At 53.8% G+C, this 22,162-nt stretch carries 21 protein-coding genes; 17 read left to right on the top strand and 4 right to left on the bottom strand.

The window, feature by feature from the left end; all coding sequences use genetic code 11:
- Positions 1-34: 34 nt before the first annotated feature.
- From glyA to IRJ17_RS25045, 13 genes are all read left to right on the top strand, one after another.
- Positions 35-1,288 carry a serine hydroxymethyltransferase gene (gene glyA, locus IRJ17_RS25105; protein WP_122963012.1) on the top strand — a complete coding sequence of 418 codons (1,254 nt, stop codon included), beginning with the start codon at positions 35-37 and terminating at the stop codon, positions 1,286-1,288.
- Positions 1,289-1,303: 15 nt separating this feature from the next.
- Positions 1,304-1,822: a serine dehydratase beta chain gene (locus IRJ17_RS25100; protein WP_122963013.1), complete on the top strand. Its 519-nt coding sequence runs from the start codon at positions 1,304-1,306 to the stop codon at positions 1,820-1,822.
- Between the two features lies 1 nt (position 1,823).
- Positions 1,824-2,696, top strand: coding sequence for an L-serine ammonia-lyase, iron-sulfur-dependent, subunit alpha (sdaAA, locus tag IRJ17_RS25095; protein ID WP_122963014.1), 873 nt, complete (start codon positions 1,824-1,826; stop codon positions 2,694-2,696).
- A 20-nt stretch (positions 2,697-2,716) separates the two neighbouring features.
- On the top strand, positions 2,717-3,832 hold the full coding sequence (gene gcvT / locus IRJ17_RS25090; protein WP_173598398.1) for a glycine cleavage system aminomethyltransferase GcvT: 1,116 nt from the start codon (positions 2,717-2,719) through the stop codon (positions 3,830-3,832).
- A gap of 53 nt (positions 3,833-3,885) precedes the next feature.
- Entirely contained in the window at positions 3,886-4,275 is a 390-nt protein-coding gene (gene gcvH, locus IRJ17_RS25085) for a glycine cleavage system protein GcvH (protein WP_242772247.1), read from the top strand.
- 23 nt (positions 4,276-4,298) lie between these two features.
- Entirely contained in the window at positions 4,299-5,633 is a 1,335-nt protein-coding gene (gcvPA, locus tag IRJ17_RS25080; RefSeq protein WP_423751971.1) for an aminomethyl-transferring glycine dehydrogenase subunit GcvPA, read from the top strand.
- Between the two features lie 25 nt (positions 5,634-5,658).
- Positions 5,659-7,143, top strand: coding sequence for an aminomethyl-transferring glycine dehydrogenase subunit GcvPB (gene gcvPB, locus IRJ17_RS25075; protein ID WP_242775331.1), 1,485 nt, complete (start codon positions 5,659-5,661; stop codon positions 7,141-7,143).
- Entirely contained in the window at positions 7,124-8,002 is an 879-nt protein-coding gene (lipA, locus tag IRJ17_RS25070; protein ID WP_242772241.1) for a lipoyl synthase, read from the top strand. The genes gcvPB and lipA overlap by 20 nt, the downstream gene beginning before the upstream one ends.
- Before the next feature lie 149 nt (positions 8,003-8,151).
- Positions 8,152-9,027 carry a formyltetrahydrofolate deformylase gene (gene purU, locus IRJ17_RS25065; protein WP_122963020.1) on the top strand — a complete coding sequence of 292 codons (876 nt, stop codon included), beginning with the start codon at positions 8,152-8,154 and terminating at the stop codon, positions 9,025-9,027.
- Positions 9,028-9,133: 106 nt separating this feature from the next.
- On the top strand, positions 9,134-9,439 hold the full coding sequence (locus IRJ17_RS25060; protein WP_242772238.1) for a hypothetical protein: 306 nt from the start codon (positions 9,134-9,136) through the stop codon (positions 9,437-9,439).
- 59 nt (positions 9,440-9,498) lie between these two features.
- A complete protein-coding gene (locus IRJ17_RS25055) occupies positions 9,499-11,205 on the top strand; it encodes a GmrSD restriction endonuclease domain-containing protein (protein WP_242772235.1) in 1,707 nt (568 codons plus the stop codon).
- A 431-nt stretch (positions 11,206-11,636) separates the two neighbouring features.
- Positions 11,637-12,074, top strand: coding sequence for a hypothetical protein (locus IRJ17_RS25050; protein WP_063228592.1), 438 nt, complete (start codon positions 11,637-11,639; stop codon positions 12,072-12,074).
- A gap of 15 nt (positions 12,075-12,089) precedes the next feature.
- Positions 12,090-13,415, top strand: a complete 1,326-nt coding sequence (locus IRJ17_RS25045) for a hypothetical protein (RefSeq protein WP_122963022.1) — start codon at positions 12,090-12,092, stop codon at positions 13,413-13,415.
- 68 nt (positions 13,416-13,483) lie between these two features.
- Here IRJ17_RS25045 and def read toward each other — a convergent pair whose 3' ends face one another.
- On the bottom strand, positions 13,484-14,002 hold the full coding sequence (gene def, locus IRJ17_RS25040; RefSeq protein WP_122963023.1) for a peptide deformylase: 519 nt from the start codon (positions 14,000-14,002) through the stop codon (positions 13,484-13,486).
- 26 nt (positions 14,003-14,028) lie between these two features.
- The gene (locus IRJ17_RS25035) at positions 14,029-14,271 is read right to left on the bottom strand and encodes a helix-turn-helix domain-containing protein (RefSeq protein ID WP_122963024.1); all 243 of its coding nucleotides are present in this window, start codon (positions 14,269-14,271) and stop codon (positions 14,029-14,031) included.
- 271 nt (positions 14,272-14,542) lie between these two features.
- On the opposite strand from IRJ17_RS25035, the gene IRJ17_RS25030 reads away from it, so the two are divergent.
- The 3 genes from IRJ17_RS25030 (at position 14,543) to IRJ17_RS25020 (ending at position 19,512) form a co-directional block, all read left to right on the top strand.
- Entirely contained in the window at positions 14,543-15,631 is a 1,089-nt protein-coding gene (locus IRJ17_RS25030) for a M24 family metallopeptidase (RefSeq protein WP_122963025.1), read from the top strand.
- Between the two features lie 295 nt (positions 15,632-15,926).
- Positions 15,927-17,663 (top strand): ABC transporter ATP-binding protein, encoded by a 1,737-nt coding sequence (locus tag IRJ17_RS25025; protein ID WP_122963026.1) that lies wholly within the window; start codon positions 15,927-15,929, stop codon positions 17,661-17,663.
- A 1-nt stretch (position 17,664) separates the two neighbouring features.
- Entirely contained in the window at positions 17,665-19,512 is a 1,848-nt protein-coding gene (locus tag IRJ17_RS25020) for an ABC transporter ATP-binding protein (protein WP_122963027.1), read from the top strand.
- Positions 19,513-19,913: 401 nt separating this feature from the next.
- Here the strand turns inward: IRJ17_RS25020 and IRJ17_RS25015 are convergent, their stop codons facing one another.
- Together IRJ17_RS25015 and IRJ17_RS25010 are read right to left on the bottom strand one after the other, a co-directional pair.
- Positions 19,914-20,654, bottom strand: coding sequence for an MBL fold metallo-hydrolase (locus IRJ17_RS25015; RefSeq protein ID WP_242772232.1), 741 nt, complete (start codon positions 20,652-20,654; stop codon positions 19,914-19,916).
- Positions 20,655-20,737: 83 nt separating this feature from the next.
- Positions 20,738-21,004, bottom strand: coding sequence for a CD3324 family protein (locus tag IRJ17_RS25010; protein ID WP_122963030.1), 267 nt, complete (start codon positions 21,002-21,004; stop codon positions 20,738-20,740).
- Positions 21,005-21,292: 288 nt separating this feature from the next.
- Between IRJ17_RS25010 and IRJ17_RS25005 the strand changes: the two genes are divergently transcribed.
- A complete protein-coding gene (locus tag IRJ17_RS25005; RefSeq protein WP_242772229.1) occupies positions 21,293-22,144 on the top strand; it encodes an ABC transporter substrate-binding protein in 852 nt (283 codons plus the stop codon).
- Positions 22,145-22,162: the final 18 nt, after the last annotated feature.

Here is a 22,162-nt window from a genome sequence, read left to right as displayed (position 1 = left end):
AAAGGTAGCGAGCAAAAGTTGAAACGGGGGAGATATCGTGAGTTTGCAGGAGCGCGATCAAGAAATTTTTGCGGCGATGGAAGACGAGCGGCAGCGGCAGCATCAAACATTGGAGCTGATTGCTTCCGAGAACTTCGTCAGCGAAGAAGTGATGCAGGCGATGGGGTCCGTACTGACTAACAAATACGCGGAGGGCTACCCGGGAAAACGGTACTACGGGGGCTGCGAGCATGTCGATGTCGTCGAGCGTTTGGCGATCGAACGGGTGAGCAGCTTGTTTGGCGCAACGTACGCGAACGTGCAGCCGCACTCCGGGGCGCAGGCGAATACGGCCGTCTTTTTCTCCCTGCTTTCGCCCGGCGATACGATCATGGGGATGAATTTGTCCCACGGCGGGCATTTGACGCACGGCAGCCCTGTCAGCCTGTCGGGAAAATGGTTCAATGTCGTCGCTTACGGCGTGCGCGAAGATACGCACCGGATCGACTATGAAGAAGTCGAGGCTGTTGCATTGCGCGAACGGCCGAAGCTGCTGATTGCCGGAGCGAGCGCTTATCCGCGCCAGATCGATTTCGCCCGGTTCAAGGAAATCGCGGACAAAGTCGGAGCCAAGCTGATGGTGGACATGGCGCACATCGCCGGACTGGTCGCCGCAGGCTTGCATCCTTCGCCCGTTCCACACGCAGATGTCACGACGAGTACGACGCACAAAACATTGCGCGGCCCGCGCGGCGGCATCATCCTGACGAACGACGAAGAAATTTTCAAAGGGATCAACAAAGCCATTTTCCCGGGCATCCAGGGCGGGCCGCTCATGCATGTGATCGCCGCCAAGGCAGTGTCCTTCAAAGAAGCGTTGCAGCCGAGCTTCGTCACCTACGCGCAGCAAGTGGTGAAAAACGCCGCGGCATTGGCGGAGACGCTGAAAAGCGAAGGGGCGACGCTCGTGTCCGGGGGAACGGATAACCATCTGGTCTTGCTCGATGTGCGGCCGTGGGATTTGACAGGCAAAGAAGCGGAGCATCTGCTGGAGGCGGCAGGCATTACGGTGAACAAAAACACGATTCCGTACGATACGGCAAGTCCGTTTGTGACGAGCGGCGTGCGAATCGGCACGGCTGCGATTACGACCCGCGGCATGAAGGAAGCGGATATGGAGACGATTGGCCGGGCGATTGCCGCTGTGCTCAAAGAAAAGGGCAGCGAAGCGACGACCGCCAGGGTGAAAAGCGAAATTCGCGGGCTGTGCGAATCGTATCCGCTGTATCAACAGCTCGCAGTGAGGTAAGCAGGAGGAGCGACGATGGTATACAACAGCTGCTTTGATATTATCGGGCCGATCATGGTTGGCCCTTCCAGCTCGCATACAGCGGGAGTCGTCACGATCGGAAAATTCGTCCGCGATTTTCTCGGCGGCGAAATCGAGTCAGCGACGATTGTGTTTTACGACTCTTTTTCGGAAACGTACAAAGGGCACGGGACAGACAAGGCAGTGGTCGGCGGCTTGCTCGGGATGGACACGGATGACAGCCGGATACGCGTAGCGCTGGAGCTGGCAGCGGCGAAAGGGCTGCAGGTCGTATTCGAAAAGCGGGGCGACTGCCCGTACTACGATCATCCCAATACCGTCATGATCCAGGCCCGCACAGCACGCGATATCGCCGTCATCGGCGGCGTCTCGCTCGGCGGCGGCATCTCGAAAGTGTTTTACGTGAACGAGTTCGCTGTCGATATTCCGTTGAACGCGCCGTACGATCTGGATGACTTGCGCAACAAGCTTTGGCACAATACACGCTGCGAGGCTGCGGTAGGGGGAGCATAGCATGGACTTTACTTCAATGACAGAGCTGCTCGCTCTCTGTGAATCGACCAACAGGAGCATAGCAGAAGTGATGGTGGCCCGCGAGAGCGCGAAAAGCGGGCGGTCGGAGCAGGAGATTGTGGAAACGATGAAGCTGCGGCTCGTCCGGATGAAAGAGGCGATCGATCAGGGAGTGTCCGATCAGTCCCTCGCCCCAAGCGGCATCTCGGGCGGCGATGCCTACAAGCTGGAGCGCTACCTGGAAAAAGGGGAGCAGCTGACAGGGCCGATTGTCGGGGATGCGATGAAGTTCGCTTTTGCCACCTCGGAAATGAACGCCCGCATGGGAATCATCGTCGCGACGCCAACAGCGGGCTCGGCAGGAATCTTGCCCGGCTGCCTGTTTTCGCTGCACGAAAATCAAAAATATACGTTTGAGCATCTGGTGATGGGGCTGTTCACGGCAAGCGCCATCGGCTATGTGATCGCCAACCGCGCGTTTATTTCGGGTGCTGCGGGAGGCTGCCAGGCAGAAGTTGGATCTGCAACAGCGATGGCTGCTGCCGCGCTCGTCGAGATCAAGCAAGGGACGCCGCGCCAGGCGGTTCATGCGGCTGCCATCGCCTTGAAATCGTTGCTCGGGCTTGTCTGCGATCCGGTTGCAGGCTTGGTGGAAGTGCCGTGCATCAAGCGCAACGTGATCGGTTCTTCCATCGCCTTTTCCGCAGCCGATATCGCGCTGGCTGGCATCGAAAGCCAGATTCCGTGCGATGAAGTGATCGGAGCGATGTACGAGATCGGAAAAAAAATGCCCCGCGCCTACCGCGAGACGGCTCTCGGCGGACTTGCCGTGACGCCAACCGGAGAGGCGGTCAAAGAGAGAATCATGAAATGAAGACGAAGGGATGAGGCTGGATGCAAGCTCAAGCTTTGAAACGAACGCCGCTCTACCCGCTCTACGCCCAGCACGGCGCCAAGGTAATCGACTTTGGCGGCTGGGAGTTGCCTGTGCAGTTCAGCAGTATTATCGAAGAGCATCACACGGTACGGACGAAGGCAGGACTGTTCGATGTGTCCCATATGGGTGAGGTCATGATTGAAGGCCCTGACGCCAGCGCGTTTGTCCAGTCGCTGATTACGAACGACGTGACGACGCTGCAAACGAATCAGGCGCTGTACGCGGCGATGTGCTACCCGGATGGCGGCACAGTGGACGATCTGCTTGTCTACAAGCAGGGCGAGCAAAAATTTTTGCTGGTGATCAACGCGTCCAACATCGACAAAGACGTAGACTGGATCGTCTCGCATGCCAAAGGCGAGGTCACGGTCGAAAATGTGAGCGACGCGACGGCTCAACTGGCGATTCAAGGCCCGCTTGCCGAGCAGGTGCTGCAACGGTTGACCGCAACTGACCTGTCGCAAATCCGCTATTTCTGGTTCCAGCAAGACGTGGATGTCGCGGGCATCAAGGCGCTCGTATCGCGCACAGGCTACACCGGAGAAGACGGCTTCGAGCTGTACGTGTCTGCGGCAGATGCGCCTTCTCTCTGGGAAAAAATTTTGGCGGAGGGCAAAGCAGACGGCGTGCTGCCGTGCGGACTGGGCGCGCGGGACACGCTGCGTTTTGAAGCAAGACTGCCTCTGTACGGGCAAGAGCTGGGGGCCGACATCACGCCGCTTGAAGCCGGGATCGGCTTTGCCGTGAAGCTGCAAAAGGAACAGGACTTCATCGGCAAAGAGGCGCTGCAAAAGCAAAAAGCAGCAGGCGTGCCGCGCAAGCTCGTCGGCGTCGAACTGATCGGCAGAGGGATTCCGCGCACAGGCTATCCTGTGTTTGCGCAAGAAGCAGGGGAGCAGGATGAGCCGATCGGCTACATCACCTCTGGCACGCAATCCCCGACATTGAAGAAAAACTTGGGGCTGGCGCTGATCCGCGCAGAGTACGCGGCTGTAGACACGCCGCTTGCTGTGGAGATTCGCGGAAAGCGGGTCGAGGCGGTAACGGTCAAATCCCCTTTTTACAAGCGCTAAAAAATCAGGAAACGGATGAATCCGAATACGAACGAGTCAAAGGAGATCAGGACATGAGCAAAGTCGTCAAAGGTTGGTTGTACAGCAGGGAACACGAATGGGTCGAGGTGCTGAGCGAAACGAGAGTGCGCGTGGGAATCACCGATTTTGCGCAAAACCAGCTCGGGGATCTCGTATTTGTAGAGCTGCCGCAAGTGGGTGCCGAAGTTGTCGCGAATCAAAGCATGGGCTCGGTCGAGTCGGTCAAAGCGGTATCGGACCTGTTTTCGCCAGTGAGCGGCAAAGTGGTGGAAGTGAACAGCGAGCTGGAAGACAGCCCGGAAGTCATCAACAGCGATGCTTATAGCGGCGGCTGGATGATCGTCGTGGAAATCAGCAATCCGGATGAACTGTCCGAGCTGCTTTCTGCGGAACAATATGCAGATTTTGCCTTGGAGGGATAAGTGTGAACTATCGATACTTGCCAATGACAACGGAAGACAAGCAAGAGATGCTGTCGTTTCTCGGTCTGTCTAGCGTAGAGGAACTGTTTGCGGACATCCCGGAAGCGATCCGCTTTCAAGGCAGCCTGCAAATTCCGACTGCGCTGTCCGAGCTGGAAACCGTGCGGCATTTTACCAAGCTGGCGAGACAAAATGTCGACAGCAGCGAATACGCCTATTTTCTCGGAGCGGGCATCTACGACCATTACATTCCCAGCACCGTGAACCACGTGATTTCCCGTTCGGAGTTTTACACGGCTTACACGCCGTACCAGCCGGAAATCAGTCAGGGAGAGCTTCAGGCGATTTTTGAATTTCAGACGATGATTTGCGAGCTGACCGGGATGGAAGTAGCGAACTCGTCGATGTACGACGGGCCGACGGCGTTGGCGGAAGCGGCGAATTTGGCTGTCGGCGGCGTTGCCGGAAAAAATGTCATCGTGTCGAAAGCGGTACATCCGGAAGCGCGTGAAATTCTCGGGGTCAATGCCAAGGCTCAAGGCTATGAAGTGATCGAGATTGGCTGCAAGGGCGGCGTGACTGACCTGGAAGCGTTGGAGCAAGCGGTAAACGAACAGACGGCAGCGGTCATGGTGCAGTACCCGAACTTTTTCGGGGCAGTCGAAGATTTGGCTTCGCTTGAGAAAATCGCGCATCAGCACAAGTCGCTGTTTGTCGTCAGTGCCAATCCGCTGGCCCTCGGTGTGTTGCAGCCGCCGGGAGTGTACAACGCCGATATCGTCGTCGGCGAAGCGCAGCCTTTTGGCATCCCGATGCAGCTTGGCGGGCCATCTTGCGGTTATTTTGCCGTCAAGGAAAAGCTCATGCGCAAAATCCCGGGAAGAATCGTCGGCCAGACCGTTGACCAGGAAGGACGCCGCGGATTCGTGCTTACGCTGCAAGCGCGCGAGCAGCACATTCGCCGGGAGAAGGCGACGTCCAATATTTGCTCGAACCAGGCGCTGAACGCTCTGGCTGCCTCTGTCGCCATGACCGCCCTCGGCAAACGCGGCGTGCAGGAAATGGCCCGGCTGAACGTGCAGAAGACCCAGTATGCGCTGCGCGAGCTGGCGAAGCTGGACAATTGCCAGCTCGTTTACCACAGCCCTGTTTTCAACGAATTTGTGCTCAAGGTGCCGAAAAGCGTAGGCGAAGTCAACCGCGAGCTGTTGAGGAAAAAGATCGTCGGGGGCTACGACCTCGGGCGGGATTACCCTGAGCTGGCCAACCACATGCTTTTGGCTGTGACGGAAGCACGCACCAAAGAAGAAATCGACGCACTTGTCCAAGGATTGGGGGAGATTGGCCGTGCAAACTAACAAGGAAAAAGAGCTGATTTTCGAAATGAGCAAGCCGGGTCGCGTCGCTTACAGCCTGCCTGAGAGCGATGTGCCAGAGGTGGAGCTGGACGCAGTTTTCCCCGCACAGTATTTGCGCAAGCAGCCTGCGGAGCTGCCGGAAGTTTCCGAGCTGGACTTGATGCGTCACTACACCGGGCTGTCCAACCGCAACCACGGGATTGACTCCGGCTTTTATCCGCTCGGCTCATGCACGATGAAGTACAATCCGAAAATCAATGAAGATGTCGTTCGCTACCCCGGCTTTGCCAAAATTCATCCGTACCAGGCGGAGGAAACGATGCAGGGCGCTTTGCGGGTATTGTACGACCTGCAAGCGGAGCTTTCGGAAATTACCGGGATGGATGCGGTCAGCTTGCAGCCTGCGGCGGGAGCACAGGGCGAATGGGCGGCGCTGATGATGATTCGCGCTTACCACGAGAGCCGCGGGGAAAAACGGACGAAAGTGATCGTGCCTGACACGGCGCACGGGACGAATCCGGCGAGCGCGGCAGTCGCTGGTTTGGAGACGGTCACGATTTCTTCTGACGAACAGGGCAACGTCAACCTGGAGGAGCTGCGCAAAGTCGTGGGAGCAGACACGGCTGCACTGATGCTGACGAATCCGAGCACGCTCGGCTTGTTTGAGGAAAGCATCCAGGAGATTGCCGAGATCGTCCACGAGGCGGGCGGCTTGCTGTACTACGATGGAGCGAATGCGAACGCGATCATGGGCATCGCTCGTCCGGGAGACATGGGCTTCGATGTGGTGCATCTGAACTTGCACAAGACGTTTACCGGGCCGCATGGCGGCGGCGGTCCAGGCGCTGGCCCAATCGGCTGCAAAAAAGAGCTGATGCCGTTTTTGCCGCGTCCGCAGGTGGTCAAGGAGGGCGACACGTATCGCCTCGACTACGATATTCCGCAATCGATCGGACGGGTCAAAGCGTTTTACGGCAACTTCGGGATTTTGCTGCGCTCGTTCGTCTACATTCGCGCCAACGGGCCGGAAGGGTTGCTGCGCGTCTCCCAGGAAGCCGTGTTGAATGCGAACTACATGATGCGCAAGCTGGCGCCGTACTACGATCTTCCTTACGACCGCATTTGCAAGCATGAATTTGTCCTGTCCGGGCGCAAACAAAAGAAATTGGGCGTGCGCACGCTGGACATTGCCAAACGTCTGCTTGATTTCGGCTATCACCCGCCGACGATTTACTTCCCGCTGATCGTGGATGAGTGCATGATGATCGAGCCGACCGAGACGGAGTCGAAAGAGACGCTGGATCAGTTCATCGACGCCATGATTGCGATTGCGAAAGAAGTGGAGGAAAATCCGACGATCGTGCAGGAAGCTCCGCACACGACGATTGTCTCGCGTCTGGATGAGGTGACGGCGGCGCGCAAGCCCGTATTGCGCTATCGGAAGCCGGCAGAGGAAAACGCTGTGCGGAAAGCAGAGGGGAGCCAAGTCAATGAAGGTGCCCTCGTCTGAGCGAAAACCGGAATGGCTGAAAATCAAGCTGCATACGAATGAGCAGATGAAAGAGCTGAAAGCGATCATGCGCGGCGGCAACCTGCACACCGTATGCGAGGAAGCGAAATGCCCGAACATCTACGAATGCTGGAGCAACCGCACGGCGACGTTCATGATTTTGGGCAGCGTCTGCACGCGCGCCTGCCGCTTTTGCGCCGTGAAAACGGGCCTGCCAACAGAGCTTGATCAGGAAGAGCCGCAAAAGGTAGCGATTGCGACAGCGAAAATGGGCTTGAAGCATGTGGTCGTCACCTCGGTTGCGCGCGATGATCTGCGCGACGGCGGAGCTTCGATTTTCGCGGAGACGATCCGGGCGATTCGCGAGCGCAATCCGCTGACAGGCATCGAAGTATTGATTCCCGACTTCGGCGGATCGGAGGAGGCGCTGGCGACGGTTTTGGCCGAAAAGCCGGACATATTGAACCACAACATCGAGACAGTCGAGCGCCTGTCGGATCGGGTGCGGGCGAGAGCGAAATATCCGCGTTCCTTGACGCTTTTGCAAAATGCGAAAAAGCTTCGGCCCGGGCAGAAAACAAAGTCCAGCATCATGCTTGGCGTAGGGGAAACGGACGAGGAAATCGTGCAGACGATGCACGACTTGCGCGCCGTCAACTGCGATATTATGACGCTCGGGCAGTATTTGCAGCCGACGAAAAAGCATTTGCCCGTCCTGAAATACTACACGCCGGATGAGTTTCGCGAATTTAAGGAACTGGGAATGAAGCTGGGCTTTGCCCATGTGGAATCAGGGCCGCTCGTCCGCAGCTCCTACCATGCGCATGAGCAGGTGGCGCAAGCGACGATTGCCAAATAAACGCGACTCCCGCGCCTGTTGCTTGACAGGGCGGGAGCTTGCTTGTTTGTTTGTCCATGCCATGAAAGCTGATCGCAGCTTTTCCAACGGTTTTGGACAGTCTATGTCTATGAAGAGGGAAAAGCATCCAGAATGGGAGGAACATACATATGAACCACGAGCCTGCAAAAAATGAGAACCGCGCCGTCCTCTTGATTTCTTGCCCGGAGAGATTGGGCATCATCTCTGCCGTTTCCAATCTGCTGCTCAGCTACAAAGCGAACATCGTTCAGTTCGACCAACACACGACAGACCCGCGCGACGGGATGTTTTTCATGCGCATTTTGTTTGACCTCGACTCTCTTCCGACGGCATTTTCACAGTTGGAGCAGGACTTGGCCAAAATGGCCGAGGATTACCCGATGGACTGGCGGCTCAGCAAGGAAAGCCAAAGAAAACGCATGGCGATTTTCGTCTCCAAAATGGATCATTGCCTTGTCGAGCTGCTCTGGCGAGTCAAATCGCAGGAAATTCTCGTCGATATTCCCATGGTCATCAGCAATCATCCGGATGCGAAAGAGACGGTGGAAGCGTACGGCATTCCGTTCCATCACATATCGCTTGCGACCCAGAGCAAGGAAGAGGCAGAGCGCAAGGCGCTTGAGCTGTTGCAGGGCAATGTCGACTTCATCGTTTTGGCCCGGTACATGCAGATTTTGTCTCCGCGCTTTATTACCCATTTTCCCAATCAGATTATCAACATTCACCATTCCTTCCTGCCCGCCTTTATCGGGGCGAATCCGTACAAGCGCGCCTTCATGCGCGGGGTGAAGCTGATCGGGGCAACGGCGCACTACGTCACGAACGATCTGGATGAAGGCCCGATCATCGAACAAGACGTGATTCGCGTCAACCATCGCTATACGGAAGAAGATTTGAAAGTGGCAGGCCGCCACGTCGAGCGAAACGTTTTGGCCCAGGCGATCTCCTGGCACGTGGAGGACAAAGTCATCGTGTACGGCAACAAGACGATCGTGTTTGCCTAAAAAATATTTGCTTATTTTTCAGGCTTTGTTACGCTTGCCCTATCGAAAAATGAAAGGGTGACCGAAAGCCGATGATCTCCTAATCCGATTTCCAGGAAAAACTCGTATGAAAATGACGAATTTTTTTGGACAGGATAGGTGTTGGCTTTTGCTCGTAATGATAGGGCATTTGACTTTTTCTCTGGGAAAAGTGTGCCTGTTTATTTGCGCGTGGAATTTTCGCCTCCTGTCCAAAAAATGGATAAGGGGGCTTTTTTATGTTGCGCAAAGGTCATCTGCCAGCCGTGCTTGGCGTTTTGATGGTGAATATGTTTATGGTGATGGTGGGAGTTGGCTTGATTATTCCGCCGCGGTGGCAAGAAACCTTTTGAAATGGCAAAAGGTTGTGGAAAATCGTGGTCATTTTAACTAAGATGAAAGGAAAAGACGAATATTGAATCCCGCTTTTTGGAAAAAGGAGTCCGATGGCACATGGCTAACTGGGAAACCAAAAAAGTATCCGAAATCGTTACGCGTATCCACGACAACACCCTGGTACTGCCTGTCATCCAGCGCAGGCTCGTCTGGGAAGAAGAGAAAATGGAATTGCTGTTTGACACGTTGCTCAAGGGAAACTCGTTCGGCGGGATTATGGCGATCGAGGAAGAAGAGGGCAACAAGCCGCTCTTTGCCTATAGGCATTTTACGAAGGACGGTCAGGCCATCAGCTCGATCTACGATGAAACCAATTCAAAGGATCACCTGTTCATCATCGACGGTCAGCAAAGACTCCAATCGTTTTACCTCGGATTGCTGGGAAGCTTTAACGGAAAAATTTTGTATTTCGACTTGTTTAGCGACTTTAAAAATCTCGTATTTTACTTCAAGTTCGAAAAAGACAGCGACAAGCTGCCCAAGCAGGCGACGGATAAAGAAGAGTGCGAATTGAAGACGTACAAGTGGTATTCGGTCAGCAAACTGTACCGCTCCTTGAAACAGACAAACGACGAGGATCAAGTAGCGGATGAAATCATCCAGAACTTTGCGATCACGGAAGCGCTTGAGAAGGACTACGTTCGCAAAAACATCGCCCGCTTTTACCGCAGCATTTTTAATAACGAAAGCATTGGCCTCTCGAAAGTGCGCATCAACCGTTCGCTGAACGAAAACTCCAATCGCCAGCGGATCGTCGAGTTGTTCAGAAGGCTGAACGACGGCGGGACAAAGCTGTCTTCCTTTGATTTGGTGGCGTCGATCCTGAAAGGGTTCGAGTGGAAAATGGAAGAATTTCTGGAGTCCACGCTGAAAGATTATCAAGACATCGGATTGACGCAAGAAGTTTTGATCAAGCTCGTCTTTTTGCTGAACGACAATCACAAAAAGGAAATGACCGATATCGAGGAAGCAGACGCGACATTCGCCATCGAAAATCGGGCGCGCATCCTTGAAACGTTAAAATCGTTGCGGAAGTTTTTGCAGTCCGCCAAGCTGCTCAACTACTACCGGGAAGGGAACCGTTCCTTTATCCCGCTCTACTTCATCGCGTATCATATTTTTCACAAAACGGATGTGCCGACGGACAGGCTGGAAAATCTGTTCGATACATTCGATACGAGCAACGAGGACTTCGCAAGTATTTATGAATGGATGTACTGGTCGCTGCTGAACGGGGTATTCAGCCGAGGCTCCGGATGGATTCCGTATAAAACGGGGATTCGAAAAATATTGGAGGAAATGAAGCAGCACAAAAATGCGCCTTTTCCGACGCAGCGCCTGTTTTCCATCTACACCAGCCACCCGCTCTGGTTTACGCGGAATCTCGAGGAATCCAGCATCAGCAACCAGTTTGACAGCAACTTTTTGTTCTATTTGATCTACGACCGTGAACCTGTCACAAGAAAACAGGACATGGACCACATCCACCCGTACTCGATTCTTGTGAGCAAAGGGTATTCGCTGGACCAGGTCAACAGCGTCTTCAACTATCAGCTCCTCGATTACGGCACAAACCGCGGAGTGAAAAACGCGAAGCCGTTGAAGGAATGGATTGACAATCATGTCACGAACAAAACGTTTTACATCAACCAGCATCTGATTCCAAGAGATGAGCAAACGTGGGATGCGGATCAGTTTCTCCGGTTTTACGAGCAGCGTGCTCAGTTGATTCAGGGGAAGCTTCATCCGATGTTGTATATTTAGGTTGGGGCAGAAGAGTAAGGGCATCCACAGGCTGGTTTGGTGTGGGTGCCTTTTTTGGTGCGTTGGGGGGATCGGTGCTGTAGTGGAGGGAGGAAACAGGAGAAATTGCTTTAGGGCACCTGGACTCTTGCGGGGAAGCATGGACTGGTCCGCCTATGGCAAAAAAGGAAAACCGCGTCAAAAGCAGCGTGCTCGAAGAAGCGTAATCACGTGCTGCTGAAAAGCCGGTTTCCTTTTTCTCCTCCAGTTGGGTGGGAGTCCGAAAGTTCTGCCGCTTGTTTTTTCTGTTTCCTCGACCAACGTTAGCTTGATCCGATACTGCGTTCCTGAGCGAGTTTTGGTAAATCATACGCTGGAAGATGATTCCGAAAATAGAGGCTAACGTGTAAAATTGAAAGAGCATGGGAAAATATGAAAGTCGAGGGAATTACATGAGTATTATCGCACTAACTATTATTCTGTTTTTTGTGTTCCAGCATTATTTGCCTACTGTTACGCAGGACGATCTGTGGTATCCAGAAATGCTCGGTTATTACCAGCAGTTTCATTCGGACACGGTTGCGATCCTGATTCTCTCCTACGCTATCGCCTTTCCGCTTGGATTAATCATGGAGGGATGGATCGCAAAAGGACTGCAAAAGATTCGTTTCAAAAGGGAAGACTGGGCGATTTTAAGAGTTTTGACGGTAGCGAATGAGAATGATGGATACATTACGGCCGTGGATGTTGCCGCAAAAACTACGCTTTCCTTAACGGAATCGCAAAAAATTTTGGATGATCTGCATAACAGGGGATACGCAGACTTGAGCGTGGCGAAAACAGGGGATATTCTTTACTGCTTCCCCGGATTTTCCAATAGGGACGAATAGAAGGGAGGGGAAGGAATGGAATACTTCTTCGGGATGGCTTTTTTTATTTTGGTGGGTATTTTAATTCTTTGTGCAGTATTAATAATCCTTGGTGTTGCACTATGGAAGCCATTTTTTACTACTATACATCTCTTGATGGACAATGAGAGCATCATAGGTCTACTCTTGGTGATTCTTTCCCTGATCTACATTGGCTCCCGGATGATTGAGCGAATGCTTGCGAAAAAGAGTCAGGATATCAAGTATCATGCAGATGTGATCGGGATTGCGCTAGATTATGGCAACGAGGTTACCGCGCCAATGCTGGCATTGAAAACTTCATTGAAGCTGGCAGAATGTGAGCGGATTTTAAAGGAACTTGAACAAAAGCAGATTCTAAGCAGTTCATCTGCTGTCGGCGACGCCACAGTATATGAATTGGCGCCGCTCGTCTACGAGAATTGGCTGCCAGATGAGCGGGATTATTGTGGCAAGGTGGATGAAACGGAAGAAGATGAAAAGAAACAAAAAGCATGGAAAAAGTTGCCGAGGATTACCTTTATCGTTCTTGTGACCATCATAGCTCCGCTCTGGCTATTGGATAAACAGATGATTTATTCAGATGCATTTTTGACAGGAGCCATCATCGTCTGCACGTTAGCAGTGATCCGCCTGATTCATGTTGTTTACTTGGCTTACCGAGACTATGTGCGGAAAACCGAACATGATGTCCTGGGTTACGTTTTGGACAACCAAGGCGTGCTATATCCGCAAGAAATCGCAGAATTTACCAACGAGAGCATGTCATCCCTCCAGCCGATGATTGATCGCTGGCACAAGAACAATCTTGTGACGATATCGTACGAGAATGACGGGACAGCGATATATTTGTTTCCGAATTGCTCGCATGAATCTATGGTGTACAATCGGGAGCCAAATTACAAGCCGCAAGCGAAGTTCAAGCATCTGCAAGAGCAGCTGATGATGACGTGTTGTTATGCTTTCTTTTATTCGTTATTGGCTGGTTACGCTTTAATGAACTGGAATAATTTCCTCTTTTATGGGGGGATTGGGGCGGTTATCGGCGGATACAGAGTTTTGTATTTAATCAGGGCTAAGGAGGAAGCAGAAAAAATGGAGCGAGTGGCTTTCCAGGTAGCCAAGCGGAAGAATGGTCGCCTGACCGTCCACGAATTGGCTTACAATGCAGTGGTCAGCATGGAGGAGGCGGCAAAACTGCTGAAAAAGTGGGAGCTTGACGGCTTCGCCAGAAAAATGGATGCCAGCGAAGAGTTCGTTCCTGTCTACATCATCAGCGGTATCGTTTCCAAAGAACAGCGGCGGACTTCAGAACGCGTATAGAACGTATAAAACGAAAAATCCACCCTGAAATCATCAGGTGGATTTTTCGTTTTCCCATCAAAACCGAATTACCCTTGCTTTTGCGTCAACTTCCACACATCCATCAGGTTCACTTTGCGCTTCGTCTGGTCATGGTACAGCTTATCGCCTTCAATCCGGTCCACGAACAAAATCCCGTCCAGATGGTCGATTTCGTGCTGGATGCAGCGCGCCAAAAAGTCTTCGGCTTCCATGGTGAATGTCTCGCCAGTGCGGGTCGCAGTCTCGATTTTGACGTACTGGGCGCGTTTCACAATGCCGGAGTAGCCGGGAAAAGACAGGCAGGCTTCCGGGCCGAGCTGCTCGCCGGACATCTCCAGAATCTGTGGATTGATCAGCTCGATCAGCCCGTCTCCGCAATCCATGACGATGACCCGCTTCAAAAATCCGACTTGCGGAGCGGCCAGCCCTGCGCGGCCTTCCTTGGCGTACAGCGTTTCTGCCATATCGTCCAAAAGTTTCCCCAGTCTGTCATTAAATTCAACCACCGGCTTCGCGCTTTTGCGCAAAATCGGCTCTCCGAAAGGCAGGATTGTTTTGACTGCCATCTGCTTTCAACCTCCAAAGGTAGTAATTATGCCCCATCTTGTTGGGAGGGTGGGGTGTAGACCCATAAATCATTCGGTGTGCAGTCCAATGCCGTGCACAAGGCATCGAGCGTGTCAGCCTTCATCTGCTTGGGCTGACCGTTCAAGAGAGCGCTGATCGACGGTGCCGATATTTCGTAGCCGGCTTTTTCCTTCAGCAGACGGGCGAGCGCTGCTCCGGACCAGATCCCTCTGTCAGCCATTACTTTTCGCAACATCCACACAAGCATTCGATCACCTTCTTTTAGGTGTTGCCTAATGTTTTAAGTTATTACCTAATATAACGGATTTCGCGAAAAAAGCAAGCGGGACGGCGGACCATTTTGCCAAAAGGACATCGGCTTTCCGGTACGCAGGTGCAGAATGGACGGCTTCGGCAGGATTTGTCGTCCGTTCTGTTGTATTGAAGGGGAAAGGCAAAGAGGCGGAAGTGGAAAAAAGCATCCTTGCCGCAGGCTATATCGGAGCAAGCGCCATCAACGGCAAAAAGGAGAGAACGAGATGCAGGAAGCGAGAAGACAACGCCTTGCCCATCATTTGCAGCAGGAAAACACGGATGCGTGCATTTTGGTGCCTGGCCCGAATCTGTACTACTTCACTGGTCTGGCGCTGCATCAAAGCGAACGGCTCAGCCTGGCTATTCTCACGAAGGAGAATCAGTTGTTGTTTTTGATGCCCAAGCTGGAAGTGAGCAAGGTCGAGCAGGTGGCACACGATGCTTTGTTCTCGTACACGGACGAGCAAGGTCCGGGACAGGCGTTGGCGGAGGTGCAGAAAAAACTGGGCACGCTCGGCCGGGTCGGAATCGAGTATGGGCACATGCGCGTCAAGGAATGGAAAGCGGTTGAGCAGCTTGGGGCACAGGAGTTTGTCGAGATCGAGCAAACGGTTGATGCGTTGCGCGTGATCAAGGACGAGCAAGAGATCGAGGCGATCCGGCAAGCGGTACGCATCGTGGAAGACAGCTTTCAGGCGATCCTGCCTCGCGTCAGGGCTGGTGTCGCGGAGCTGGAGGTTGCCGCCGAGCTGGAATACGAGATGCGAAAAAGAGGCTCGGAAGGCACGCCGTTTGACACGATTGTCGCGTCGGGATATCGCGGGGCGCTGCCGCACGGACGGGCATCGGACAAGCTGATCCAGTCCGGTGAGCTGGTCGTCATCGATTTCGGAGCCATTTTTCATGGGTATGTGGCTGATATTACGCGAACGGTGGCTGTCGGGGAGCTGGACGCGGAGCTTGCGAACATTTACGAGGTCGTGCGGCAGGCGCAGCAAGCGGCAGTTGAGGCGGTTCGCCCTGGCGTCACGGCGCATGAGATTGACGAAACAGCCCGCGCGATTATCCGGGATAGCGGCTATGGCGAATACTTCACGCATCGGCTTGGACATGGCATCGGGCTTTGCGGACACGAGGAGCCGTACATGATCCAGAACAATCCGCTGGTGCTTGCGCCAGGCATGGCGTTCACGATTGAACCGGGCATTTACTTGCCGAACAAAGGCGGAGTCCGAATCGAGGACAATGTCATTGTGACGGAAGACGGCTGTCTCAATTTGATGAATTTGCCGAAAGAGCTTCTGTCCTTGTAAAAAAGCGATGATGGGCGGGTGCCAAACGCATTTTGCTGAAAAAAGCGGACGTCCAGCCGGAGATCACTCGAGACGAAGCTTGAGTTCAAGGCATAGGAAGTCGCAGCAATAATCGGAAAGCGTCGCATATAAAATAATCCTTATATATAGAAGAAACACCTCACAAGCAGCAAAGAGCAAGCATGTTCTCTGCTGCTTGTTTATCGTGAAGAGATACAACTCCCCTCGTGACAATTTGGATGGCAACAGGTATCGTGGAACGTAGAAGCTTTGCAGCAAGAAATGAGGTGACTCAATGCGGTTTTATCAAAAATACATAAAAAAATACGGCTTTGTTGCAAGCGTATCCATGATCTTTTTGACGGTGGAAGCTTTGTGCGACCTTTTACAGCCGACGATTATGTCCCGAATCATCGACATCGGTGTCGCGCAGCGCGATCTGGATTACGTGCTGAAAACGGGCGGGCTGATGCTGTTGATTACAGCCTTGGGCGCTGTGGCTGCTACCGTCCGCAATCTGCTTGCCACGTACGTGTCGCAAAACTTCGGAGCGCAGCTTCGCGCCGATCTGTTCACGAAGGTGCAGTCGCTGTCTTTTGACAGTTTGAACAAGTTCGACCGCGCCTCGCTCGTCACGCGCATGACCAACGACGTCAATCAGGTGCAGGTGTTTGTCAACGGCATGATGCGTATTTTCGTCAAAGCGCCGCTGATGTGCATCGGCGGCTTGTTCATGGCGACCCAGTTGAATGCCGACCTGGCGGTAGTGCTCGCAGTCGTGGTGCCGATTGTCGGGCTGTTGATCTTTTTGAATCTGAAAATCGGTTTTCCGTTTTTCCTCAAGGTGCAGCAGGCGCTCGACAAGGTAAACGGTGCTATGCGCGAGTATTTGTCGGGCGTGCGGGTCGTCAAGGCGTTTAACCGTTTTGACTTCGAGGTGGGCAAGTTCACCGGGGCCAATGAAGAGTTGCAAAAGAAATCGCTGTCTGCGACCCGCGTCATGTCGGTTTTCAGCCCGGCGATCATGCTCACGGTCAACCTCGGAATCGTCGCTGTGCTGTGGCTGGGCGGTTTGGGAGTCGAGCAAGGGAGCATTCAGGTTGGACACATCATCGCGTTTACCAACTACATGACGCAAATCTTGTTCTCGCTGATGATGATTTCGCTCGTCTTCAACATGTTCGTGCGGGCCAAAGCATCGGCTGGGCGGATCGGCGAAGTTTTTGCCGAGGAAAACCGGATGAGCTGGAAGGAAGCGGCGGCGGGGGCGGATGAAGCCGGGGCTGAAACAGGCCGGATCGATTTTGAAAACGTCAGCTTTTCCTATGCCGGAACGAATGGTCAGCCTGTCCTGAAGCAAGTCTCTTTTACATGCTTGCCGGGGGAAACAGTAGGGATCATCGGCTCTACCGGATCGGGGAAAAGCAGCCTGGTCGGCTTGATTCCGCGTTTTTACGATGTGACGGAAGGGACGATTCGCGTAGACGGACAGGATGTGCGCGATGTCGAGCCTGCCAAGCTCCGCGAAAAAATGGCGATCGTGCCGCAGAAAACGACGCTTTTTACAGGCACGGTACTGGAAAATATTCGTTGGGGCAAGGAAGATGCGACGGAGGAAGAGGCGATCGAGGCGGCGCGCATGGCACAGGCGCATGAGTTTATCGCCGCCACTCCCGAAGGCTACCAGACGCGGGTAGGCCAGGGCGGGGTCAATTTTTCCGGGGGGCAAAAGCAGCGGCTCTCGATTGCCAGAGCGTTGGTGAAAAAGCCGGACATTCTCATTCTCGACGATAGCACCAGTGCGGTTGATGTGGCGACGGAAAGCCGGATCAAGGAAGCGCTCAAAACGTACGCGAAAGGGCTGACCTGCATTTTGATCGCGCAGCGGATCACGTCTGTCATGGATGCCGACAAGATTGTCGTCCTCGACAACGGCGCAGTGGCGGGGATTGGCTCGCACGAAACGCTGCTCGCTACGTGTCAGGTCTATCAGGAAATCTTCCTATCGCAAATCGGCAGGGAGGTGAGCTAACATGTCGCAACAACCAAAAGAGCAGCAGCCGATTTTTCCGACGCGGCCTGGACGCGGGTTTGGGCATGGGGCACAGCGAGGTCCGGTGAGCAAGCCGAAAAACTTCCAAGCCACGCTGAAAAGACTGTGGCAATCGTTCGGGCGGGAAAAAAGATGGCTGCCGCTCGTCTTTGTCATCGTGTTGGTAGACGGGTTCCTGATGCTCTCGGCTCCGTACTTGATCGGAAAATCGATCGATGCGATGACGGGCGGCCCCGGGTCGCTTTCGCTGTTGTCGATCATCGTTTTGGCCTTGCTCAGCTCTTATGTGCTCGATGGGGCTTTGACGTTTTTGCAAGGCTGGATGGTCGCGGGAATCACGCAGCGGATCGTGACGAATATGCGCCAGGCGATGTTTGAAAAGCTGCAAAAGCTCCCGGTCGCCTTTTTCGATTCGCGTACGCATGGCGAGCTGATGAGCCGGCTGACCAACGATATCGACAACGTCAGCAACTCGATCTCGCAGTCGACGACACAGCTGATGTCAGGCGTCATCGTGATTGCGGGGTCTTTGATCATGATGATCGTGCTGTCCCCGATTTTGACGCTTGCCTGCCTGATTACGGTTCCGCTTGTGTTCCTGTTGACCCGCACGATTGCGAAAAGAACCAGTGTGCTGTTCAAAGATCAGCAGTCCGAGCTGGGCAAGCTGAACGGGCATATTGAAGAGACGATTTCCGGCATCCAGGTCGTCAAGGCGTTCAACCATGAAGAAAAGGCGATTGCCGACTTCGCGGCGATTAACGACCGACTGTGCAAGGTCGGGATGAAAGCGCAAGTGTGGTCGGGCTTTTTGATGCCGATCATGAACGTGATCAACAACCTCGGCTTCGGCATGGTCGCGATTGTCGGCGGTGTGCTCGCGGTCAAAGGGATGATTACCGTCGGCGTGATCGCCAGCTTTCTCAGCTATTCGCGGCAGTTTGTCCGTCCGCTGAACGACCTCGCCAGCATTTTCAACGTGCTCCAGTCTGGAGTCGCCGGAGCAGAGCGCGTGTTTGAAGTGCTGGACGAGCAAGAAGAGCCGCTCGATGCGCCGAATGCGGTCGTGCTTGCGAATCCGAAAGGGCATGTCGTCTTCGATCGGGTGAGCTTCGGCTATCGCCCTGATCAGCCGATTTTGCAAAACGTCAGCTTCGGGGCGGAGGCGGGCAGCACGACGGCATTGGTCGGACCAACAGGGGCAGGCAAAACGACAGTGGTCAACTTGCTGACGCGCTTCTACGATGTGACGGAAGGAACCATTTACCTCGATGGAAAAGACATTCGCGAATATTCGCGGGACAGCCTGCGCCGCAGCTTCGGCTTCGTTTTGCAGGACACGTATTTGTTTTCCGGGACGATCAAGGAAAACATCATGTACGGCAAGCCCGATGCGACAGACGCCGAGGTGGAAGCGGCAGCGAAAATGGCGCATGCAGACGTGTTCATCAACCGCCTGCCCAAGCGCTACGATACGCCGCTGACGGAAAACGGGGGGAATCTGAGTCAGGGACAGCGCCAGCTTTTGGCGATTGCCCGCGTCTTTCTCGCGAGGCCGTCGCTGTTGATTCTCGACGAGGCGACGAGCAGCATCGACACCCGTACCGAGTTGATCATTCAGGACGCCCTTGCTTCGATCATGGAAGGGCGCACGAGCTTTGTGATCGCCCACAGGCTCGGAACGATCCGCGATGCCGACACGATCATGGTCGTCGATCGCGGGCAGATCGTGGAAAAAGGCAGCCACGACGACCTGATCGAGCAAAAAGGGATGTATCATCAATTGTTTTACAATCAGTTCAAAAACTTGGAGACGGCTTCGCAGTAGAAAAATGCCTCGGCTGGCGCGCGTTGGCGCGTGTGCAGGCGGGGTGTTTTGTTGTGGCGGACTCAGCGATTTGACGCCTATGACTTTGATGCGACGCTGAACATTTTTTCCCCGTCGTATGGACGAGAATGCGCTCCCTCCTCGGTTGATGACGCCCTGGAACATATCGGCTTGATTTTGCATGACCATGACTGCTGTACTCTTGTGAAACCGAAGCGGTACCGAGCGAACGACGGCAAAAGCAAAGCCCTGGCATCCACTTCGGCGGACGACAGGGCTTTTTGGCGGTGACAGCTTGTGCAAGCGAAAAAAGCGAAGTTGCAAAACAACGCCAATCCTCATTGTAACTTGTTGCCTGGCATCGGACTGCGCGCTTTTTGCAGTCGGGAGTAATCAATTTGTCATGTTGTCTGGTAACGTTGAAGCAGCTCTTCCAGTGCCTGCTTCACATCGCCCTGAAACAGCCCGCCGTGATAACAGACGAGCTGCCTGATCTCATAGTCGAGCAAGCGGCGGACAGAGCGGACGGCATCGGCAAGGTCCAATGCGTACTGCGGATTGGCAATCGCGAGTTTTCCGTCCTCGATGACCACGGCATCTCCGGCAATCATGGTCTGGCTTGCCGGAAGATACAAAGACATATGTCCAGGCATGTGACCGGGCGTGTGAACGATCTCGATCCCGCCGCACCAGGGCAGACGATCCTGATCGACTACCGTGCGCTCGACTGGTGCTGGCTCGATCGTCTGCAAAAAGCGGATAAACTGTTCCGCAAGCTCCAGCTCCTCGCCAGTGAGGGAGGCGAGCGTTGCTTGCGCCTGCAAAATTCGCAGCGAAGTTTTGGCGCCAGTTACGTATGGGGCATCTGACTCGTAGGCGATGATTTCAATTTGCGGGTATGCTTGCTTCAAAGCGGCGAGCGCGCCGATATGGTCGACATCATGGTGAGTCGCGATCACTCTGGTCAGCGCGGACAAGTCGAGCTGCTGGCTGTTCGCTGCTTCTGCCAGCAGCGGCAGGAATCCGGGATAGCCGCAGTCTACGAGGATCAGCTCGTGTTCGTCGCGCAGCAGGACGGGTGTGATGACTTGACTGTGTCCGTTTTGCTCAAAAGACAGCGAAAGCAGATGCATGCCATTCATGGAACGTACCTCCATTTGTCGTAGCGATAAGCGAAGTGTAACGCAGGAAGTGCGGTACTTGCACGGACGACTACTTTTCTGGATTATGGCTGTTCGCGAATGATGCGGCGGATGCTGTGTCTCGTCAAAAAATATTGCTCGGCCAATTCCTTGACGCCCGTTCCTTGGCGATAAGCCTGCAAGATGGCCTGGTTTCGCTCGCGAAGCAATTGCTTCGTGTCGGTGCCGTCGCCCCACTTTCTTTTGGAAGCGGAAGGCTTCGGAATATACAAATAGCTGCCCTGGACGTATTGCTGGATTTCCTGCAAAAGCGGTTCCGGCAAAACGAGTTTGGCATTTTGGTATCTCATCTGACTCTGCTCCTGTCTATATAACGTGAAGTCGGTATATAGCAGGGCAAAGAGGCCCTTCTTTTAACACTAGCGAGTCGGCCCTGAGTAAAGAGGAAGGAGGACTCTTTGCCCAGAGCCGCAATCGGCAGTTCGAACGTAAGGGTCTAGCATACGGTCAGCTCCTTTCCCTTTTAATAGTAGTAAGCGGTTTGGCGGGATGCAAGAACATTCCCTTGTGGACATGGAAAAAAAGCTGCTGGTAAGATAGTTTATGATAATAATTATCATTTTCATCCAGAGGGGACTATGCAAAAATACGCGAAATGGATCGCGAAAGGAACGGCAATCCTCGCTTTACTCGTTGCCATGACAGGATGCGGGGCGGCAACAGAGCCAAAAGGGGCCAGCAATGAAACCCCGGCTCAGCAAGCGGCGCCAGCACAGGATAGCGTGAAGATGAAAATGTATAAAATGCCTAACGGAAAAGAAGTCCAGATTCCTGCAGCACCGAAGCGTATCGTCTCCGATCTGTATCTGGGCCAGCTTTTGTCCATCGGGGTCAAGCCGATCGGAACGACTGGCTATTCCAAGATCGCGCCGACTGTGCTGATCCCATACGGCACGTACAACGACGACGTCCGCGCTGACATACGGGCTTTTGGCGAGCTGCTGGACAAGCAAGCGGAGGCAGAGGCTTGGATCAAGCAATTCGATGAAAAAGCAGCGAGTGCCCGCGAAAAAATCAAGACGGCGGTAAAAGACAGGGAGACGGTCGGAATTTACGAGCTGCGCTCTCAGAAGTTTTACGTGCTCGGAGACAACTGGGGACGCGGCGGTCAAGTCATCTACAATGCGCTCAAGCTGACACCGCCGCCAGCCGTGAAGGAAGTCGTAGATGCCAACACGCCGCCCAAGCTGATTTCCCAGGAAGTGTTGCCGCAATTCGCAGCAGACCACATGTTTGTGACCACGTATGAGACGAAGCAAGAGGATAAGGATAAGTTTTTCGGGAACGCGGTTTGCAAAAATTTGCCAGCCGTCAAAAACAACCACATCTACGAGATGACGTTTGAGCAAATGTACTATTACGATCCGCTGGCGATTGAAGGCCAGCTCGACTTGGTCGTGGAGCAGCTGTTGGCGCACCAGGCAAAATAAAGCAACGAATATGCGGAA

It is taken from the genome of Brevibacillus parabrevis, assembly GCF_022701015.1.
GTDB classification, from domain to species: domain Bacteria; phylum Bacillota; class Bacilli; order Brevibacillales; family Brevibacillaceae; genus Brevibacillus; species Brevibacillus parabrevis.
This window is presented reverse-complemented; position numbering and strand designations above follow the sequence as displayed.

Coding starts and splice junctions, on each gene's coding strand:
- IRJ17_RS25100 (WP_122963013.1), top strand. CDS start 1,304: ATGGTATACAACAGCTGCTTTGATATTATCGGGCCGATCATGGTTGGC.
- sdaAA (WP_122963014.1), top strand. CDS start 1,824: ATGGACTTTACTTCAATGACAGAGCTGCTCGCTCTCTGTGAATCGACC.
- gcvT (WP_173598398.1), top strand. CDS start 2,717: ATGCAAGCTCAAGCTTTGAAACGAACGCCGCTCTACCCGCTCTACGCC.
- gcvH (WP_242772247.1), top strand. CDS start 3,886: ATGAGCAAAGTCGTCAAAGGTTGGTTGTACAGCAGGGAACACGAATGG.
- gcvPA (WP_423751971.1), top strand. CDS start 4,299: ATGACAACGGAAGACAAGCAAGAGATGCTGTCGTTTCTCGGTCTGTCT.
- gcvPB (WP_242775331.1), top strand. CDS start 5,659: ATGAGCAAGCCGGGTCGCGTCGCTTACAGCCTGCCTGAGAGCGATGTG.
- lipA (WP_242772241.1), top strand. CDS start 7,124: ATGAAGGTGCCCTCGTCTGAGCGAAAACCGGAATGGCTGAAAATCAAG.
- purU (WP_122963020.1), top strand. CDS start 8,152: ATGAACCACGAGCCTGCAAAAAATGAGAACCGCGCCGTCCTCTTGATT.
- IRJ17_RS25060 (WP_242772238.1), top strand. CDS start 9,134: ATGAAAATGACGAATTTTTTTGGACAGGATAGGTGTTGGCTTTTGCTC.
- IRJ17_RS25055 (WP_242772235.1), top strand. CDS start 9,499: ATGGCTAACTGGGAAACCAAAAAAGTATCCGAAATCGTTACGCGTATC.
- IRJ17_RS25050 (WP_063228592.1), top strand. CDS start 11,637: ATGAGTATTATCGCACTAACTATTATTCTGTTTTTTGTGTTCCAGCAT.
- IRJ17_RS25045 (WP_122963022.1), top strand. CDS start 12,090: ATGGAATACTTCTTCGGGATGGCTTTTTTTATTTTGGTGGGTATTTTA.
- def (WP_122963023.1), bottom strand. CDS start 14,002: ATGGCAGTCAAAACAATCCTGCCTTTCGGAGAGCCGATTTTGCGCAAA.
- IRJ17_RS25035 (WP_122963024.1), bottom strand. CDS start 14,271: ATGCTTGTGTGGATGTTGCGAAAAGTAATGGCTGACAGAGGGATCTGG.
- IRJ17_RS25030 (WP_122963025.1), top strand. CDS start 14,543: ATGCAGGAAGCGAGAAGACAACGCCTTGCCCATCATTTGCAGCAGGAA.
- IRJ17_RS25025 (WP_122963026.1), top strand. CDS start 15,927: ATGCGGTTTTATCAAAAATACATAAAAAAATACGGCTTTGTTGCAAGC.
- IRJ17_RS25020 (WP_122963027.1), top strand. CDS start 17,665: ATGTCGCAACAACCAAAAGAGCAGCAGCCGATTTTTCCGACGCGGCCT.
- IRJ17_RS25015 (WP_242772232.1), bottom strand. CDS start 20,654: ATGAATGGCATGCATCTGCTTTCGCTGTCTTTTGAGCAAAACGGACAC.
- IRJ17_RS25010 (WP_122963030.1), bottom strand. CDS start 21,004: ATGAGATACCAAAATGCCAAACTCGTTTTGCCGGAACCGCTTTTGCAG.
- IRJ17_RS25005 (WP_242772229.1), top strand. CDS start 21,293: ATGCAAAAATACGCGAAATGGATCGCGAAAGGAACGGCAATCCTCGCT.